The following is a 17,374-nucleotide window of genomic DNA, read 5'->3' as shown; positions in this document are numbered from 1 at the left end:
CCAGCGGCCGGCACTACCATTGCGTTGCACAGCACGCCGTATAGTCGGGCCATGACCACCACCACGCCGACCGAGCTCCCCGCCATCCTGCACACCCTGCGCAGCGCCTGGCAGTCGCAGCGCCCGTCGCTGGACCAGCGCGAGCATGACCTGCGCCGCCTGCGCGAGGCATTGAAGCCGCGTCTGGACGAAATGGCCCAGGCCATCGCCGAGGACTTCGGCCACCGCGCTCACACCGAATCGAAGCTGGCCGATGGCATGAGCGTGCTGTCGGCCATCGACCACCTGCGCCGCCATCTGCGCCGCTGGTCGAAGCCGCAGCGGGTGGGCGCCGGTTGGCGACTATGGCCGGCGCGCGCGCAGCTGCGGCCGACGCCGCTGGGCGTGGTCGGGGTGATCTCGCCCTGGAACTACCCGGTTACGCTGGCACTGGTGCCGCTGGCCACCGCCATCGCCGCCGGCAACCACGTGTTGCTCAGGCCTTCGGAACACACGCCGCGCACCAGCGCGTTCCTGGCCGATCTGCTGGCCAGTGTGTTCCCGCCCGATCGGGTGGCGGTGGTGCAGGGTGGGGCGGATGTGGCGGCGGCGGTGTCATCGCTGCCGCTGGACCATCTGCTGTTCACCGGCTCGACGGCGGTTGGCCGCAAGGTGATGGCCGCCGCCGCCGAGCATCTGGTGCCGGTCACGCTGGAACTGGGCGGCAAGTCGCCGGCCATCGTCTGCCGCGATTTCCCGCTGGACAAAGCCGCTGCGCGGCTGGCTACCGGCAAGTGGTTCAACGCTGGGCAGACCTGCATCGCGCCGGATTACGTGCTGATCGACACCGCGCGCCAGCGCGAGTTCGTGCAGTCGCTGCAGCAGCAGGTACGCAAACGCTACGGCGACTTCAGCGATGCCGACGACTACACGCGCATCATCAACGAAGGCCAGTACCGGCGCCTGCAGGGTTATCTGGCGCAGGCGCGCGAACGCGGCGTGCCGGTAATTCCGCTGGCGCAGGTGGATGAGGCGCGCGCCGACCGCGAGCGCCTGCTGGTGCCGACCGTGGTGCTGGACCCGCCGGACGACTTGGACCTGATGTGCGAGGAGATCTTCGGGCCGATCCTGCCGGTGCGCGCCTACCCGGACCTGGACGGCGCGCTAGCCGATGTGCTGTCCCGTGATCGGCCGCTGGCGCTGTATCCCTTCAGCCATGACCGGGCCACGGTGGAGCGCATCCTCGGCCAGGTGGTGGCCGGCGGGGTGACGGTGAATGACACGCTGCTGCACTTCGCCGCCGATGGTTTACCGTTTGGCGGGGTGGGGGCCAGCGGCATGGGCGCGTACCACGGCCGGGCCGGGTTCGATGCGATGAGCAAGCGGCTGCCGGTACTGTGGCAGTCGCGCTGGGCGGCCAGCGACCGGCTGCGGCCGCCGTATTCGAAGATTGCGGGGTTGTTGAAGTTCCTCTTGCGGTGATCGGGTTCCGGTAGTTGCCAACCTTGGTTGGCACACGGTGATTGCTGGCGCCAACCAAGGTTGGCGTCTACGGGGGTATATGGGCGCCCATCAAAGCCCACCCGGTTAGAATGCCTCCATGAAGATCGCCTCGTGGAACGTCAATTCGCTCAATGTCCGCCTGCCGCACCTGGAGCAGTGGCTCAAGGACTTCGGCCCGGACATCGTCGGTATCCAGGAAACCAAGCTGGAGGACCACAAGTTCCCCGATTCGGCGCTGATCGCCGCGGGCTACCGCAGCGTGTTCGCCGGCCAGAAGACCTACAACGGCGTGGCGCTGCTGTCGCGTGAGCCGGCGCAGGATGTGCAGATCGGCATTCCCGGCTTCGAGGACGAGCAGAAGCGCGTCATCGCCGGTACCTTCGGCGACCTGCGGGTGATCAACCTGTACGTGGTCAACGGCCAGGACATCGGCACCGACAAGTACGATTACAAACTGCGCTGGCTGGAAGCGGTCCATGCCTGGATCGCCGAAGAACTGCAGCGGCACCCGAAGCTGATCGTGATGGGTGACTTCAACATCGCCCCGGACGCGCGCGATGTGCACGACCCGGAGGTGTGGAACGAAAACCACATCCTGACCTCCACCGCCGAGCGCGGCGCACTCAACAAGCTGCTGCAGCTGGGTCTGCACGATGGCTTCCGACTGCATAATGACGAGGCCGGTGTGTTCAGCTGGTGGGATTACCGTGCCGCCGGTTTCCGCCGGAACCTGGGCCTGCGCATCGACCTGACCCTGGTCTCCGACGCGCTGAAGGGCAGCGCGGTGGCCTCGGGCATTGATCGTGAGCCGCGCACCTGGGAACGCCCGAGTGACCACGCGCCGGCATGGGTGCAGTTGGGTTGAACGAACGGGGCCCGACGATTGCCGGGCCCGTTCTGAAACGTCTGCCGGCCAGCGGCCGGCACTACCCTCAGATCACCGTATGCTCTTGCGGGTGAACAGGTTGACGATCGCCAGCAGGATCACTGCACCGATCAGCGAGAACAGGAAGGTGCGGATGGTGATCGCTTCGTTGATGCCGCCGCCGAACAGCCAGCCGGAAATCAGCGCGCCGACGATGCCGACCACGATGTTGAGGATGATGCCCTGCTGGGCATCGCGCTTCATGATGATGCTGGCCAGCCAGCCTACGATGCCGCCGACGATCAGCCAGATGATGATGCCCATGATCGAACCTCCGGTGGGGAACTGTGACCAGTTGACGCGCACGGCCGTGAACCCGTCGTGGAATTGCGTGATGGGCGCGTGCGGATGAGCCTGCCAGCCACCCTCGACGGCCCGTGGCGCTTCGGTCCGGTGACGGTCTGGCGGCGCCCGCACGTGCCGGGCCACCGCGGCGAACCGCAGGCGCGGCAGGTGCTGGCGCAGGCGCTGGGCGCCGACCCGGACACGCTGCCGCTGGTCCGCGATGACAAGGGCCGGCCGGAGCTGAGCGGCGCGTTGGCCCACTACGGCACCGGCTGGAGCCACAGTGGCGAGGTGCTGCTGGTAGCGCTGGGCGAAGGCGTGCGGCTGGGCGTGGACCTGGAACTGCTGCGCCCGCGGCCGCGTCTTCTGGAAATCGTGCAGCGCTTCTTCCACCCCGAGGAAGTGGCCTGGCTGGAAAGCCTGGACGAGGCCGGGCGCGAGCACTGGTTCTTCCGCGTGTGGTGCGTCAAGGAGGCCATCCTGAAGGCGCACGGGCAGGGCATCTCGTTCGGCCTGCACCGCCTGCAGCTGGCGCCGGGGGCCGATGGCGCCCTGCACCTGCGCTGGTGCGACCCGGAACTGGGCGAGGCCGCGCGCTGGCACCTGCACGAATGGCAGGCCACCGGCCAGTTCCGCGCCGCATTGGCCTGGTATCCACACTGAAGCGGGGAATCAGCGCGCAAAACCGGCGATAATGGCGGCATGAGCGAACACCCACTTCCCGCCAGCGTGGCTGCCACGCTGGAACAGGGCCTGGCCAGCATGGGCCTGGACGCCGCGCTGGCGCCGCCGCTGCTGCGCTACCTGGTCCTACTGCACCGCTGGAACGGCACCTACAACCTCACCGCCATCCGCGACCCGCAGGAGATGGTCACCCGTCACCTGCTCGACTCGCTGGCGATGCAGCCGTTCGTGGCTGACGGCAGCCTGGCCGACCTCGGCACCGGCCCCGGCTTGCCTGGCATCCCGCTGGCGATCGCCTGCCCGGGCCTGCAGGTCACCCTGGTGGAGAGCAACGGCAAGAAGGCGCGCTTCATGCGCGAGGCCGTGCGCCAGCTCGGTCTGGGCAATGCCCGCGTGGCCGAATCGCGCGCCGAGGCGCTGGACGAAGCTGGCCACTACGACCAGCTGACCGCGCGTGCGATGGACACCCTGGCCGGCATCGTCCGGGTTGGTGGCCACCTGCTGCGCCCCGGTGGCGTGCTGCTGGCCATGAAGGGTGTCTACCCGCATGAAGAGATCGCGGAGCTGCCGGCTGGCTGGCAGGTGCGCGAGGTGACCCCGTTGAGCGTGCCCGGCCTGGCCGGCGAACGCCACCTGGTCACTGTTACAGGTCCCTGATTCCCGTCGCCAGCCCCTTGTGGAACAAGAGGTTGGCGATCCACGATTTCCGCAAGGGCCCGGTTGTACGCATAATGACCGGTCCCAGCACACGTCGACGAGGCACACCCGCATGGCCCGCATCATCGCCATCGCCAACCAGAAGGGTGGCGTCGGCAAGACCACGACCGCCGTCAACCTGGCCGCTTCCCTGGCCAACGCACCCAAGCGCGTGCTGTTGGTCGACCTGGATTCGCAGGGCAACGCGACCATGGGCAGTGGCGTGGACAAGCGCGAGCTGGTCTCCTCCACCTACGATCTGCTGCTGGGCGAGTCCAGCGCCGCCGATGTGCGCGTGCAGACGGCCGAAGGCTACGACCTGCTGCCGGGCAACATCGACCTGACCGCGGCCGAGATCCAGCTGATGGCGCAGAGCGAGCGCGAGCAGCGCCTGAAGCGCGCGCTGGCACCGATCCGCGACGAGTACGACTACATCCTGATCGACTGCCCGCCAGCGCTGTCGCTGCTGACGCTCAACGCGCTGGCCGCCGCCGATTCGGTGATCGTACCGATGCAGTGCGAGTACTACGCACTGGAAGGCCTGAGCGCGCTGGTGGAAACCATCGAAGCGCTGCGTGCCAACCTCAACCCGGCGCTGGAGATCGAAGGCGTGCTGCGCACCATGTTCGATGTGCGCAACAACCTGGCCAACGCGGTCTCGGCCGAGCTCACCGAGCACTTCGGCGACCGCGTGTTCCGCACCATCGTGCCGCGCAACGTGCGCCTGGCCGAGGCGCCCAGCCATGGCCAGAGCATCGTCGGCTACGACCGTGCCTCGCGCGGTGGCGTGGCCTACCTGGGCCTGGCCGGCGAGATCATCCGCCGCAACAACGAACGCAACAAGGCCGCCAAGGCCGTGGAGACCGTCTGATGACCAGCAGCAAGCCGGCAGCCAAGAAGCGAGGCCTCGGCCGTGGCCTGGATGCCCTGCTCGGTCCCAAGGGGGCGGTCAGCCAGGTGCAGGCCACCACTGCGGTGATCGAGCCGCTGCCGGGTGAGGTGCTGCGCAAGCTGGCCGTCGGCCAGCTGCAGCCGGGCAAGTACCAGCCGCGCCGCGAGATGGACGAGGGCAAGCTCTCCGAGCTGGCTGATTCGATCAAGTCGCAGGGCGTGATCCAGCCGATCCTGGTGCGCCAGCTGCCGGCGGGCAACTACGAGATCGTCGCCGGTGAACGCCGCTGGCGCGCCTCGCAGCTGGCCGGCCTGGACGAAGTGCCGGTGGTGGTGCGCGAGCTGGAAGACCGCACCGTCATCGCGATGGCGCTGATCGAGAACATCCAGCGCGAAGACCTCAACCCGCTGGAAGAAGCCGAAGCGCTGCAGCGCCTGATCAGCGAATTCACCCTGACCCATGCCGAGGCTGCCGAGGCCGTCGGCCGCTCGCGTGCGGCGGTGTCCAACCTGCTGCGCCTGCTGGAGCTGCCGGTGGCAATCCGCCTGCTGCTGGAAACCCGCCGCCTGGAAATGGGCCATGCCCGCGCGCTGCTGACCCTGGCCCCCGAGCTGGCCGGCAAGCTGGCGCAGGAAGCGGCCGATGAAGGCTGGTCGGTGCGCGAGGTCGAGCGCCGTGCGCAGGCCTTCGCCGCCGGCAAGGTGCCGAGCAACCGCCCGGTCGCCACACCGAAAGTGCAGCAGGCCGACATCGCCTCGCTGGAAACCGAACTGTCCGAAGCGCTGGGTGCCAAGGTGGCGATCAGCCACGGCCGCGGCGGCAAGGGCAAGCTGATCATCCATTACACCGACCTGGATACCCTGGACGGCGTGCTGGAAAAACTGCGTACGCGCCAGGGCTGAGCCCGGCGCAGCGCCAGGGGATGCGGCCTGTTCCTGCCGCGTCCTGCAGATGACAGGGAACGCACCGCCGCGCGCGCCGGGGGATGCACTGCTCTCCGGTCCGTGGCCTCATCCAGGGAGCAGGACATGAGCAACGAATACGAGTACGAGGACGTCAGCCCGGACGGTACCCAGATACTGAGGCACCGGCGCGAAAAGGACTTCGTGCTCGCCATCGGCGAAGAGCAGCACATCGAAGCGATCAGCGGCCATATCGAGCGCCATCTCGGACCGATCGCCACGGTCCTGCACGAACTCATTTCCGACCTGGTGCACATCGACGTGCACGTGGTGCCGGCCAATGACCACTGCCCGCACCTGCGCCTGGTCACCTCCGGCATGAGCGACCTGCCGATGACCGTGCCCGCCGACGTGGACGCGGATGTGCCGCGCTACATGGAGCTGATGGTGACCCTGCCGGCCGACTGGCCGATGTCCCAGGACGCCTTCGAGGACGAACGCAATTACTGGCCGGTGCGCCTGCTGAAGGGCATGGCGCGGCTGCCGCACGAGTACGACACGTGGCTGGGCTTCGGCCACACCATTCCCAACGGCCATCCCAGCGAGCCTTATGCGCCCGGAGCAGGCTTCGACGGTGCCATCGTGCTGATGCCGGTGACTGCTCCGGAGGACTTCGCCACGCTGGAGCTGGAGGATGGCAGGACCATCAGCTTCATGAGCTTGGTGCCGCTGTATCCGGAAGAGATGGACCTGAAGCTGAAGAAGGGCGCCGACGCCCTGCTCGACCGCTTCGATGCGAAGCAGATCAACGATGTGATCGAGCCGGGCCGGGTCAACGTCGCCAGGAAGCGTTTCGGTTTGTTCTGAGACCGGTAACATCAGGGGCCTGAATTTCTGCTTCCGGGCCCCTGCCATGACCATCCTGCTTACCGGCGCTGCCGGCTTCATCGGTGCCTACACCGCCCGCGCGCTGCTGGAGGCGGGCCAGCCGGTGGTCGGCCTGGACAACTTCAACGACTACTACGACCCGCAGATCAAGCGCGACCGCGTGGCCGCGCTGTGCCCGACGCTGGACCTGCGCACCCTGGACCTGACCGACCAGCAGGGCCTGGCTGCGCTGTTCGACGAGGTGAAGCCGACCGCGGTGATCCATCTGGCTGCACAGGCGGGCGTGCGCTATTCGCTGGAAAACCCGCAGGCCTACGTCGACAGCAATCTGGTCGGCTTCGTCAACATGCTCGAGCTGTGCCGCCACCGTGGCGTGCAGCATCTGGTGTATGCGTCGAGCAGCTCGGTCTACGGTGATTCGGCCACGCCGCCGTTCTCCGAGGACCAGCGCGTGGACCAGCCGCGCTCGCTGTATGCGGCCACCAAGGCGGCCAACGAGCTGATGGCCTACACCTACGCGCAGCTGTACGGCCTGCATGCCACCGGCCTGCGCTTCTTCACGGTGTATGGCCCGTGGGGCCGGCCGGACATGGCACCGTTGCTGTTCTCGCGCGCGGTGCTGGCCGGGCGGCCGATCGACGTGTTCAACGAAGGCCGCATGCAGCGCGACTTCACACATGTCTCCGACATCGTGTCCGGTATTCTCGGCGCGCTCGCGCATCCGGCCGATGGTCCGGTACCGCACCGGGTGTTCAACCTCGGCAACCATACGCCGGTCGAGCTGGAGCGCTTCATCAGCGTGATCGAGCAGGCCGCCGGTCGCCCCGCGCAGAAGGTCTACAAGCCGATGCAGCCGGGTGACATGGTGCGCACGATGGCCGATACCCGGCGCGCCCATGACGCATTCGGCTTCGACGCGGTGACCCCGATCGAAGCAGGGTTGCCCCCCGTCGTGCAGTGGTGCCGCGAGTATTTTGGCGACCGCGCCTGAGGAGGGATCCTCACACAGCCGGATTCATCTTCGGATAACCTTGGCTTCGGAGAATGCGCGGTCTTTGTTCCCTCTTGGCCGAGTCCCCCCATGAGCCAACCCGAGCTTTCCGTCGTCGTCCCCGTGTTCAACGAGCGCGACAACGTCGCGCCACTGGTGGCCGAAATCACCGCTGCTCTGCGTGGCCGCTTGCCGTTCGAGATCGTCTACATCGATGACCACTCGCGCGATGACACCCTGGCAGTGCTGCAGGGCCTGAAGGCCACCACCCCGGAACTGCGGGTGCTGCACCACGTGAACCAGAGTGGGCAGAGCACCGCCGTGCGCACCGGCGTCAAGCACGCACGTGCGCCGTGGATCGCGACCCTGGATGGTGACGGGCAGAATGATCCGGCCGACATTCCCAAGCTGCTGGCGGCGCGCGATGCGGCCGAGGCGCAGGTGAAGCTGTTCGCCGGCTGGCGGGTCAACCGCCAGGACAGCGGCAGCAAGCGCTGGGCCAGCAAGTGGGCCAACGCCATCCGTGCACGCATGCTGCGCGACGATACGCCCGATACCGGCTGCGGCATCAAGCTGTTCGAGCGCAGCGCGTTCCTCGACCTGCCGTATTTCGACCACATGCACCGCTACCTGCCGGCGCTGATGCAGCGCGCCGGCTGGAAGACCACCAGCGTGCCGGTCAACCACCGCCACCGTACCGCCGGTGTCTCCAAGTACAACAACCTCGGCCGCGCCCTGGTTGGCATCCGTGACCTGCGTGGCGTGGCCTGGCTGATCACCCGCAGCAAGCGCACCGCGGTGGAGGAGCGTTGATGGATCTGGAGCTGCACTGGCTCGACCAGCCGCTGACCTGGTTGTACTGGACCGGCCTGCATGTGACCGGCTGGAAGCTGATCGGCTATACCGGCGCGCTGATGTTCGGGGGCCGCTGGCTGGTCCAGTTCATCGCCTCCAAGCGTGCGGGCAAGCCGGTGATCCCACGCCTGTTCTGGTACATGAGCGTGGTCGGCAGCCTGATGACGCTGAGCTACTTCCTGTTCTCGGCCAAGCAGGACTCGGTGGGCGTGCTGCAGAACCTGTTCCCGGCGTTCACCGCGCTGTACAGCCTGCAGCTGGACATCAAGCACCGGGGCTGGAAGCGGGACAAGGCCAGCCACTAGGTCTTCGGGGCCTCATCCGGTAGCTGCCGACCTTGGTCGGCAGATCTGTATCCGGGCCCGGCCCATCCACGCATGGCGTGGATCTACTGCTTGCCTGGCTACCGTGCCTGGTAGCTGCCAACCTTGGTTGGCACACGGGGAAATCCAGCGCCAACCAAGGTTGGCCGCTACCGGGGCCCCGGTCTGCTGCGCAGGCAGGACCTTCGTCCCATGCCACGGGCCGTGGGCGGTGCCATCATCGGGGTCTGCCTTCCCGGGAACCTGTGCTCGTGAAAACCCGTCTTGCCGTTGCCCTGCTGATCGCCCTGTCCGCCCCTGCCGTAGCCCTGGCCGCACCACCTGCCGCCGCCGCACCGGCCAGCGTGGCCACCGAATCGCCCGCCGATGCCGCCTTCCGCGCGCTGTACGAGAAGGAATGGAAGTGGCGCCAGGAGGGCGGCGGCGAGGCCAGCGAGGACGAGGACGCGCCAGCCAACGCCACCCGCATGCCCGACGTCGGCCCGGCCGCGCAGCAGGCGCGCCTGAAGGTGTGGGACGAGACCCTGGCTGCACTGAAGAAGATCGACCCGAAGACGCTCTCGCCCGACAACCAGGTCAACTACGCGATCTACCGCGATCAGGTGTTCAACCTGGCCGAAGAAGTGCGCCTGCGTGGCTACGAGATGCCGTTCAACGCCGACTCCTCGTTCTGGTCCAACCTGTCCTTCATGGCCCGGCGCGAGATGAAGACCGTGCAGGACTACCAGAACTACATCGCACGCCTGAACGATGTACCGCGTTACTTCGGCCAGCAGACCGAAAACATGCGCGCCGGCCTGAAGCGAGGTTTCAGCGTGCCGCGCGCGGTGCTCGATGGCCGCGAGGTGTCCATCGCCACCGTCGCCGAGCTGATGGATCCCACCGAGTCGCCGCTGTACGCACCATTCAAGAAGCTGCCCAACAGCATTCCGGCCGCAGAGCAGGCCAGGCTGCAGGCGCAGGCGCGCGAAGCAATCAGTGGCAAGGTGGTGCCGGCGTTCCAGCAGCTGCGCACCTTCTTCGTCAACGAGTACGTGCCGCAGGCGCGCACCACCCTGGCCGCCGAAGCGATGCCGGGCGGCAAGGCGTACTACAAGCAGCAGATCCACGAATACACCACGCTGGACCTGTCGCCGGACGAGATCCACCGCATCGGTCTGGATGAAGTTGCACGCATCCAGAAGGAAATGAACGACATCATCAAGCAGGTGAAGTTCAAGGGCAGCTTCGCCGAGTTCCTGACCTTCCTGCGCACCGATCCGCAGTTCTATGCGAAGACGCCGGAAGAGCTGCTGTCGCGTGCCGCGTGGATTTCCAAGCGGGCCGATGGCCAGCTCGGCAAGTACATGACGCTGCCGCGCGCCCGCTTCACCATTGTGCCGGTGCCGCCGGATATCGCGCCGTTCTGGACCGCCGGCCGCGGTGGCATGGGCACCTACTGGCTCAACACCTACAACCTGCCGTCGCGCCCGCTGTACAACCTGCCGGCGCTGACCCTGCATGAGTCCGATCCGGGTCACGCGCTGCAGGGTGCCATTGCCGCCGAGCAGAAGAACCTGCCCGAGTTCCGCCGCAACGCCTACATTTCCGCTTATGGCGAAGGCTGGGCGCTGTACTGCGAGAAGCTGGGCGTGGAAATGGGCATCTACGAAACCCCGTATGAGGACTTCGGCCGCCTGACCTACGAAATGTGGCGCGCCACGCGCCTGGTGATCGACACCGGTGTGCACAGCAAGGGCTGGAGCCGCGAGCAGGCCTTGGCCTACCTGCGCGACCACACCGCGCTGAGCGAGCATGAAGTGACCACCGAAGTGGACCGCTACATTTCCTGGCCGGGCCAGGCGCTGAGCTACAAGCTGGGCGAGATCGCCATCGTGCGCCTGCGTGCGCAGGCCGAGAAGGAGCTGGGCGACAAGTTCGACATCAAGGGCTTCCACGACACCCTGCTCAAGCAGGGCTCCGTGCCCCTGCCGGTGCTGGAACAGCAGATCCAGGCGTACATCGCCGAACGCAAGAAGGCCTGACCGTGCAAGGGTAGTGCCGGCCGCTGGCCGGCAACCCGCATGCACCGCAAACGTTCGACATTGCCGGCCAGCGGCCGGCACTACCAGGGATCGGAAAACGGGGTCGGATCGCACGATCCGACCCCGTGGTCTTTCAGCCCACCGCCCTTGGCTTGGCCACGCGTGCTGCAAAGGTCGGCAGCACCAGCAGGGTCAGCACGGTGGCGGTGATCAGGCCACCGATCACCACCGTCGCCAGCGGCTTCTGCACCTCCGCACCGGAACCGCTGGCGATCGCCATCGGAATGAAGCCGACGATCGCCACCAGCGCCGTGGTCAGCACCGCACGGATACGGCTCGATGCACCGTTGATCGCCGCCTGCAGCGGCAGGTCACCGGCATCCAGGCGCTCGCGGATCGCCTGCATCAGCACCAGGCCGTTCAAGGTGGCCACGCCGGACACGGCGATGAAACCAACCGCCGCCGACACCGAAAACGGCATGCCACGCAGCAGCAGCGCGAGAATGCCGCCGACCAGCGCCAACGGCACGCAGCTGAACACCAGAATGGCTTCCTTGCCGCTGCGCAGCGCCATGAACAGCAGGCTGCCGATCAGCAGGAACACTACCGGCACCACCATCGCCAGCCGCTTCTCCGCGCGCTGCAGGTTCTCGAACTGGCCACCCCAGGTCAGGTAGGCACCCGGCGGCAGTGCCACGTCGGCCACCGCTGCCTGCGCTTCGCCGACGAAGCCGCCCAGGTCGCGGCCACGCACGTTGGCCTGCACCACCACGCGGCGGCTGCCGTTGTTGCGGCTGATCTGGTTCGGTCCTTCACTGACCGTGATGCGCGCCACCGACGACAGCGGAATCACCAGCCCCGACGGTGTAGCGATCGGCAGCGAAGCCAGCTGGTCCGGATCATTGCGCGAGGCATCGTCCAGGCGCACCACCACGTTGAAGCGGCGATCACCTTCGAAGATCTTGCCGGCCGCCGTGCCACCAATGCCGGTGGACAGCGCATCACTCACGTCCGCGGCAGTCAGGCCGTACTGGGCCGCCGCCACGTGGTCGATGGCCACATTGAGCGTGGGCAGGCCGGAGATCTGTTCCACCCGCACGTCGGCCGCACCGTTCACCGCACGCAGCTTCAACGCCACCTGGTCGGCCACTTTCTGCAGCTGGCTGAAGTCATCGCCGAAGATCATTACCGCCAGGTCGGTACGCACGCCGGAGATCAGTTCGTTGAAGCGCAGTTCGATCGGCTGGCTGAACTCGAAGCTGTTGCCCAGCTGCTGCCCGGCCAGCTTTTCGAAGCGTGCCACCAGTGCATCCTTGCCCAGTTTCGGATCCGGCCAGTCCTTGCGTGGCTTGAGCACGATCACGCTGTCGGAGATGTTGGTCGGCATCGGATCGATCGCCGCCTCGGCGGTACCGGTGCGCGAGAACACGGTTTCCACTTCCGGCTGCTTTGCAATCGCCTTTTCCAGTGCCAGCTGCATCGCCAGCGACTGCTCCAGCGAGGTCGACGGCACGCGCAGGGCCTGCATCGCCACGTTGCCTTCGTCCAGCGTCGGCATGAACTCGCGGCCCAGCAGCGAGAACGAACCAATGCCCACCACCACCATCATCACCGCGCCTACCACCACCGTGCGCGGATGGTCCACGGCCTTGCGGATCACCGGTTCGATGCGCGCGCGCAGCACGCGGATCAGCTTGGTCTCGTGCTCGCCATCATCGGCATGCGCATCGCCGTCCTTCACCTTGGGCTCGCGCACCAGCAGCGCGGCCATCGCCGGTACGAAGGTGAAGGAGAAGATGAAGGCACCGACCAGGGCCAGCATGAAGGTGGCCGCCATCGGGTGGAACGTTTTGCCCTCCACGCCTTCCAGGGTGAGGATCGGCGCGAACACCAGCAGGATGATCAGCTGGCCGAAGGCCGCAGGGCGCGCCATCTTCATCGCCGAATCGGCGGCGACGCGCAGGCGTTCCATCGCGGTCAACGCACGACCCAGTTCGGCGCGGCGCTGGCCCAGCATCAGCAGCGTCGACTCGACCACGATCACCGCGCCGTCCACCAGGATGCCGAAGTCCAGCGCACCCAGGCTCATCAGGTTGCCGCTGATGCCGAAGCGGTTCATGCCGATCACTGCGAACAGGAACGACAGCGGAATCACCAGCGCGGTGATCGTCGCCGCACGCAGGTTGCCCAGCAGCAGGAACAGCACCACCACCACCAGCAGCGCACCCTCGGTGAGGTTCTTGGCCACGGTCTTGATGGTGGAATTGACCAGCACGCTGCGGTCCAGCACCGGTGCTGCCACGATGTCGGGCGGCAGCGACTTGTTGACCTGTTCCAGGCGCGCCGCAGCTGCCTGCGCCACGGTGCGGCTGTTGCCGCCGGCGATCATCAGCGCGGTGCCGAGCACGGCTTCGTGGCCGTTGCGGCTGGCCGCACCCAGGCGCGGTGCGCGGCTCAGGTCAACGTCGGCCACATCGGCCACGCGCACCACCACGCCATTGCGGGTGGCCACCGGGGCCTGCGCCAGATCGTCGGTGGTCAGCGCCAGGCCATCGGCACGTACCACCAGGCCTTCGCCGGCACGCTGTACGAAGCCGGCACCGGCCTGCACGTTGGAACGCTGCAGGGCAGTGACCAGGTCGGCCAGGCCGAGCCCGTGCGCGGCCAGCTTGGCGCTGTCCGGATGCACGCCGTATTCCTTGACGTAGCCGCCGACCGTATCGACGCCGGCCAGCCCCGGGCTGGAACGCATCTGCGGCGCGATGATCCAGTCCTGCACGGTGCGCAGGTAGGTGGCACGTTCTTCCGGCGTGCGAAGCAGGTTGCCTTCCGGCGTGCGGTAGACCTCGCCGGCCTGCCAACCCGCTTCACCGGGCTTGGCCAGCCTGGCCGGATCGAACGCCGTGAAGTCCACCGTCCACATCAGTACCTCGCCGAGGCCGGTGGTGACCGGCGACAGCATCGGCGACGCGCCATCGGGCAGGTCTTCCGATGCCTCGCGCATGCGTTCGGCCACCTGCTGGCGGGCGAAGTAGATGTCGGTCGCATCAGTGAAGATCGCGGTGACCTGCGAGAAGCCATTGCGCGACAGCGAACGCGTGGTGGTCAGGCCGGGAATGCCGGCCAGCGCGGTTTCCAGCGGGTAGGTCACCTGCCGTTCGATCTGTTCCGGCGTCAGCGCCGGTGCCACCGTGTTGATCTGCACCTGGCGGTTGGTGATGTCCGGCACCGCGTCGATCGGCAGCTTGCCCAGCTGGAACAGGCCCACGGCGGCGATCAGCGCCGCCATGAACACCACCAGCCAGCGGTGGCGTACCGCTGTTTCAATGATCAGCTTGAACATGGTCGCCTCCTCAGTGGCCGTGCTCGGCTTCGCCCTTGGCCAGTTCGGCCTTGAGCAGGAAGGCGTTGCTGCCAACGATGCGCTCGCTGCCGGTCAGGCCACCGAGGATCTCAATGCGGTCACCAGCACGACGGCCAGCCAGCACCGGCTGCGCCTTGAAGCCGCCTTCGACAGCGACGAACACCGCACTGCCGCCATCGACGTTCTGCACCGCATCGGCGGGCACGCTGAGCGAGCCATCCTGGCCTTCGGTGACGACCACCGCCGATACCGGCGAACCGGCCGGCGGCAGCGCGGCATCCACCGGCGTGGCACGGATCACCGCGACGCCGCCCTGCTGGCGGACATCGGCGGCCGACCCGGTGACGGTGGCGGTGAAGCTGCCACCCGGCACGCTCACTTCCAGCTTCATGCCCGGCGTGACCTGCGCGGCCAGCGCCGGCGGTGCGGTGAACACCAGCTCGTTCATCGTCGGGTCGGCGACGTCGGCCACCGCGCTGCCGGCGGCGACCACGCCACCCGGGGTGACCTGCACGTTGCCGACGATGCCGGCTACCGGGCTGGTGATGCGCACGCGACCGCTGCTGTCCGGCGAACCGTTGGCGGCGGCTTGAGCCTGCGCGGCTGCGGCCTGGGCCTGTGCCGCCAGAGAACGTGCGCGCGAGGTTTCCATTTCCTGGCGGGCGACCACGCCCTGGTCGACCAGCGCCTGGTCGCGGCCATAGGCCAGGCGCGCGGCTTCTGCTTCGGCCGAGGCGGCCAGCGCATTGGCGCGGAACACCGCGGCCTCGCCACTGACCACGATGGCCAGTGCCTGGTTCTGCTTCACCGCCGTGCCCGGCGCGACCAGCACGCGCTCGACGCGGCCGGTCACCGTGGAGGCAACCGAAGCGCGGGCGCCCACGGTGGGCTCGACCCTGCCGGACAGCCGGGTCGAGCCACCGCCACCGCGACCGATCGCGACCACTTCGATACCGGAGGCCTTGATCTGTTCCTGGGTCAGCTGCACCACGCCTTCATCGGCGTCGGCGGGGGCTTTGACGGTTTCCGCCTTGGCCTCCTTGCTGTCGGCGGCATGGCCGTGACCATCGTCGGTGCCGGCCTTGGCCGCAGCGGGGTCTTCATTGGCAGGCGTCTGCGCGTTGCCGGCGCAGCCGGCAAGCAGGACGGTCAGCAGCACGCCGCCGATCAGCGGGAAAGTACGGGAGAGAGTCATTTGGCCTCCACAAAAGGTGCGCGCCCCTCAAGGCGGGCAAGATCGATTTCGGCGCCAACGCGCGACAGGCGCGCATCCACGGCGGTGCCGCGGGCGGCGATGAGGGCGCTGCGCGTGCTGCGCAGTTCCAGCTGCGAGATGCGTCCGGCGTCGAAGCCGACGCGGGCCAGGCGATACGCCTCTTCGGCGGCGACCACGCTTTCATCGGCGGCACGGGTCCGGCTTCCGGCGGCTTTCAGTCCGGCTACGGCGGAGAGACGTGCTGCCTCGCTGTCGCGGCGCTGCTGGTCCAGGCGGGCCTCGGCGGCGCGCTGGTCGGCATTGGCGGCGCGGATGCCCCCGCGGTTGCGGTCGAACAGCGGGATGCTGAGGCTGACCCCGAGGTTGTAGGCACGCTCGCCGCCTTCGCGGAAGCGGGTCTGTGCGGCGGTGACACTGAGGTCGGGCAGGGCGCGCTTGCGCTCCACATCGACCAGCTTGCCGGCTGCATCGGCTTCGGCTTCGGCGATGCGCACTGCCAGTGCCACGTCGGTGGCGCCACGCGGCAGCGGCGGGACACGGTCGAGCAGGCTGTCGTCGATCGACTGCACCGGCGCATCCAGCAGCGCGGCACCGGCCAGGCGGGCCAGCGCGGCGTCGCGGAAGGCCTGTGCCTCATCCAGTGAAGCACTGGCGTTGGCCACTTCGCTCTGCGCCTGCACCGCACGGAGCTGCGGTTCGCGGCCCTGCTTGACCATCGCGTTGACGGCGTTGGCGTCATCGCGGGTGAGGGTCAGTGCTTCTTCGGCCAGGGTGTAGCGGCGCAGTGCGCTTTCCGCCTGTGCGTAGACCACCGCCAGCTGGCTGGCCACGTCGCTGCGGCTTTGGGCACCACGCAGGTTGGCGGCCTGTGCCTCGGCGCGGGCGGCACGGACACGCGCGCCACGCTGGCCCCAGACCTCCAGCGGCTGGGACAGGGTGAGCACGGTATCGGCCTTGCCCATGCCGCCATAGGAGCCGGTGCCCCAGGCGTTTTCGGCGGAGTAGGAGAGGGAAGGATTGGGCAACGCACGGGCCTGGTCGGCACGCGCATCGGCGGCCTCGGCCAGTGCCGTACCCACACGGGTACCGGGCAGCTGGTCCAGGCGTTCAAGCAGGGTGTCGTAGGAGGGGGCGGCTTGCGCCATCACCGATGCCGCCGGGGCCAGGCCCAGCAACACGGCGACGACCAGCCCGGCCGCGCGCGGCGACCGAGGTGTCAGGATCGACATAGGGGGATTCCGGTTGTGAGTGAAACGGGAGCCCGCGATTGCGGGACGCGCTCAACTCACGCCCGGGGGGGACGCGTCAATTCATCCTGGGCGACCGCATAGGTCGCCACGTCGCCGGCATTCATCCAGCGCGCCGGCAGCGGCGTACCGAAGGCCGCGAAATCGTTCGTCGGCAGGCTCAGCGTGGAGTGGTGGCAGTGGTTATGCGTGCAGGCACCCGTGTGCTTGCTGTCGCTGTCACCGCCTGCATCGTCCGCGAGGGATTCGACATGGGCGCTGCTGGCATGCGGTTCCACCGCACACACCAGTGCGTCGGCCACCGGCACGACCACGAATGCCGCCATCAGCAGCATCATCAGGTACGTACGCAGTTGGCGGGTGATCCGGCGCATGGAAGGGAGGCTAGCAAGCGGTTTTCGCCGGATACAATATCAATGGTGACCTCGGGAATTCGTCGGAACCTCCCGTTCAGGTGGGCCGGGCACGCCAGCTCTGGCAGGTGCCGACCTCCTGCCCTGGTGGGTGTCGACCTTCGTCGACACGCTTTTCGACCCCCGACACATTGCCGGCCAGCGGCCGGCACTACCGGTCTGCAGGCAGCTTCGCGATCACCTTGAT

General features: G+C 67.7%; 16 protein-coding genes. 11 read left to right on the top strand and 5 right to left on the bottom strand.

The window, feature by feature from the left end; all coding sequences use genetic code 11:
- Positions 1 to 51: 51 nt before the first annotated feature.
- Together R1L06_RS14665 and xth are read left to right on the top strand one after the other, a co-directional pair.
- Positions 52 to 1,461, top strand: coding sequence for a coniferyl aldehyde dehydrogenase (locus R1L06_RS14665; protein ID WP_317218070.1), 1,410 nt, complete (start codon positions 52 to 54; stop codon positions 1,459 to 1,461).
- 118 nt (positions 1,462 to 1,579) lie between these two features.
- Positions 1,580 to 2,347, top strand: a complete 768-nt coding sequence (xth, locus tag R1L06_RS14660) for an exodeoxyribonuclease III (protein ID WP_317218069.1) — start codon at positions 1,580 to 1,582, stop codon at positions 2,345 to 2,347.
- Between the two features lie 72 nt (positions 2,348 to 2,419).
- Here xth and R1L06_RS14655 read toward each other — a convergent pair whose 3' ends face one another.
- Complete coding sequence (locus R1L06_RS14655; protein WP_005411656.1) at positions 2,420 to 2,671, bottom strand: GlsB/YeaQ/YmgE family stress response membrane protein; 252 nt, start codon at positions 2,669 to 2,671, stop codon at positions 2,420 to 2,422.
- A gap of 84 nt (positions 2,672 to 2,755) precedes the next feature.
- Here R1L06_RS14655 and R1L06_RS14650 point away from each other — a divergent pair, with 84 nt between their 5' ends.
- From R1L06_RS14650 to R1L06_RS14610, 9 genes are all read left to right on the top strand, one after another.
- Positions 2,756 to 3,355, top strand: coding sequence for a 4'-phosphopantetheinyl transferase family protein (locus R1L06_RS14650; RefSeq protein WP_049399162.1), 600 nt, complete (start codon positions 2,756 to 2,758; stop codon positions 3,353 to 3,355).
- 39 nt (positions 3,356 to 3,394) lie between these two features.
- The gene (gene rsmG / locus R1L06_RS14645) at positions 3,395 to 4,033 is read left to right on the top strand and encodes a 16S rRNA (guanine(527)-N(7))-methyltransferase RsmG (RefSeq protein WP_317218068.1); all 639 of its coding nucleotides are present in this window, start codon (positions 3,395 to 3,397) and stop codon (positions 4,031 to 4,033) included.
- 112 nt (positions 4,034 to 4,145) lie between these two features.
- Positions 4,146 to 4,943: a ParA family protein gene (locus tag R1L06_RS14640; protein WP_032128472.1), complete on the top strand. Its 798-nt coding sequence runs from the start codon at positions 4,146 to 4,148 to the stop codon at positions 4,941 to 4,943.
- Positions 4,943 to 5,866 carry a ParB/RepB/Spo0J family partition protein gene (locus R1L06_RS14635; RefSeq protein WP_019338308.1) on the top strand — a complete coding sequence of 308 codons (924 nt, stop codon included), beginning with the start codon at positions 4,943 to 4,945 and terminating at the stop codon, positions 5,864 to 5,866. Before R1L06_RS14640 ends, R1L06_RS14635 begins: the two co-directional genes overlap by 1 nt.
- A 126-nt stretch (positions 5,867 to 5,992) precedes the next feature.
- The gene (locus R1L06_RS14630) at positions 5,993 to 6,733 is read left to right on the top strand and encodes a suppressor of fused domain protein (RefSeq protein WP_317218067.1); all 741 of its coding nucleotides are present in this window, start codon (positions 5,993 to 5,995) and stop codon (positions 6,731 to 6,733) included.
- A 46-nt stretch (positions 6,734 to 6,779) separates the two neighbouring features.
- The gene (locus tag R1L06_RS14625) at positions 6,780 to 7,745 is read left to right on the top strand and encodes an NAD-dependent epimerase/dehydratase family protein (RefSeq protein ID WP_049424262.1); all 966 of its coding nucleotides are present in this window, start codon (positions 6,780 to 6,782) and stop codon (positions 7,743 to 7,745) included.
- Between the two features lie 90 nt (positions 7,746 to 7,835).
- Positions 7,836 to 8,558, top strand: coding sequence for a glycosyltransferase family 2 protein (locus tag R1L06_RS14620; RefSeq protein WP_005420380.1), 723 nt, complete (start codon positions 7,836 to 7,838; stop codon positions 8,556 to 8,558).
- Entirely contained in the window at positions 8,558 to 8,905 is a 348-nt protein-coding gene (locus R1L06_RS14615) for a lipid-A-disaccharide synthase N-terminal domain-containing protein (RefSeq protein WP_005414908.1), read from the top strand. The genes R1L06_RS14620 and R1L06_RS14615 overlap by 1 nt, the downstream gene beginning before the upstream one ends.
- 269 nt (positions 8,906 to 9,174) lie before the next feature.
- Positions 9,175 to 10,947 carry a DUF885 domain-containing protein gene (locus tag R1L06_RS14610; RefSeq protein WP_182266941.1) on the top strand — a complete coding sequence of 591 codons (1,773 nt, stop codon included), beginning with the start codon at positions 9,175 to 9,177 and terminating at the stop codon, positions 10,945 to 10,947.
- Between the two features lie 133 nt (positions 10,948 to 11,080).
- Here R1L06_RS14610 and R1L06_RS14605 read toward each other — a convergent pair whose 3' ends face one another.
- Genes R1L06_RS14605 through R1L06_RS14590 form a run of 4 tightly spaced genes read right to left on the bottom strand, consistent with a single transcriptional unit; the run spans position 11,081 to position 17,148 of the window.
- Positions 11,081 to 14,290 (bottom strand): efflux RND transporter permease subunit, encoded by a 3,210-nt coding sequence (locus tag R1L06_RS14605; RefSeq protein WP_317218066.1) that lies wholly within the window; start codon positions 14,288 to 14,290, stop codon positions 11,081 to 11,083.
- Positions 14,291 to 14,300: 10 nt separating this feature from the next.
- Positions 14,301 to 15,506: an efflux RND transporter periplasmic adaptor subunit gene (locus R1L06_RS14600; protein WP_317218065.1), complete on the bottom strand. Its 1,206-nt coding sequence runs from the start codon at positions 15,504 to 15,506 to the stop codon at positions 14,301 to 14,303.
- Positions 15,503 to 16,756, bottom strand: a complete 1,254-nt coding sequence (locus tag R1L06_RS14595) for a TolC family protein (protein ID WP_317218063.1) — start codon at positions 16,754 to 16,756, stop codon at positions 15,503 to 15,505. The genes R1L06_RS14600 and R1L06_RS14595 overlap by 4 nt, the downstream gene beginning before the upstream one ends.
- A 56-nt stretch (positions 16,757 to 16,812) precedes the next feature.
- A complete protein-coding gene (locus R1L06_RS14590) occupies positions 16,813 to 17,148 on the bottom strand; it encodes a hypothetical protein (protein WP_317218062.1) in 336 nt (111 codons plus the stop codon).
- Between the last annotated feature and the right edge of the window lie 226 nt (positions 17,149 to 17,374).

Origin of the sequence: Stenotrophomonas mexicanensis (assembly GCF_032911605.1) — a bacterium.
Lineage (GTDB): Bacteria > Pseudomonadota > Gammaproteobacteria > Xanthomonadales > Xanthomonadaceae > Stenotrophomonas > Stenotrophomonas maltophilia_A.
Note: the sequence above shows the minus strand (reverse complement) of the source record. Positions and strands in the feature narration are given on the sequence as shown.

Bases quoted from the DNA above. Each gene is read 5' to 3' on its own strand.
- R1L06_RS14665 (WP_317218070.1), top strand. From the start codon at position 52: ATGACCACCACCACGCCGACCGAGCTCCCCGCCATCCTGCACACCCTG.
- xth (WP_317218069.1), top strand. From the start codon at position 1,580: ATGAAGATCGCCTCGTGGAACGTCAATTCGCTCAATGTCCGCCTGCCG.
- R1L06_RS14655 (WP_005411656.1), bottom strand. From the start codon at position 2,671: ATGGGCATCATCATCTGGCTGATCGTCGGCGGCATCGTAGGCTGGCTG.
- R1L06_RS14650 (WP_049399162.1), top strand. From the start codon at position 2,756: ATGAGCCTGCCAGCCACCCTCGACGGCCCGTGGCGCTTCGGTCCGGTG.
- rsmG (WP_317218068.1), top strand. From the start codon at position 3,395: ATGAGCGAACACCCACTTCCCGCCAGCGTGGCTGCCACGCTGGAACAG.
- R1L06_RS14640 (WP_032128472.1), top strand. From the start codon at position 4,146: ATGGCCCGCATCATCGCCATCGCCAACCAGAAGGGTGGCGTCGGCAAG.
- R1L06_RS14635 (WP_019338308.1), top strand. From the start codon at position 4,943: ATGACCAGCAGCAAGCCGGCAGCCAAGAAGCGAGGCCTCGGCCGTGGC.
- R1L06_RS14630 (WP_317218067.1), top strand. From the start codon at position 5,993: ATGAGCAACGAATACGAGTACGAGGACGTCAGCCCGGACGGTACCCAG.
- R1L06_RS14625 (WP_049424262.1), top strand. From the start codon at position 6,780: ATGACCATCCTGCTTACCGGCGCTGCCGGCTTCATCGGTGCCTACACC.
- R1L06_RS14620 (WP_005420380.1), top strand. From the start codon at position 7,836: ATGAGCCAACCCGAGCTTTCCGTCGTCGTCCCCGTGTTCAACGAGCGC.
- R1L06_RS14615 (WP_005414908.1), top strand. From the start codon at position 8,558: ATGGATCTGGAGCTGCACTGGCTCGACCAGCCGCTGACCTGGTTGTAC.
- R1L06_RS14605 (WP_317218066.1), bottom strand. From the start codon at position 14,290: ATGTTCAAGCTGATCATTGAAACAGCGGTACGCCACCGCTGGCTGGTG.
- R1L06_RS14600 (WP_317218065.1), bottom strand. From the start codon at position 15,506: ATGACTCTCTCCCGTACTTTCCCGCTGATCGGCGGCGTGCTGCTGACC.
- R1L06_RS14595 (WP_317218063.1), bottom strand. From the start codon at position 16,756: ATGTCGATCCTGACACCTCGGTCGCCGCGCGCGGCCGGGCTGGTCGTC.
- R1L06_RS14590 (WP_317218062.1), bottom strand. From the start codon at position 17,148: ATGCGCCGGATCACCCGCCAACTGCGTACGTACCTGATGATGCTGCTG.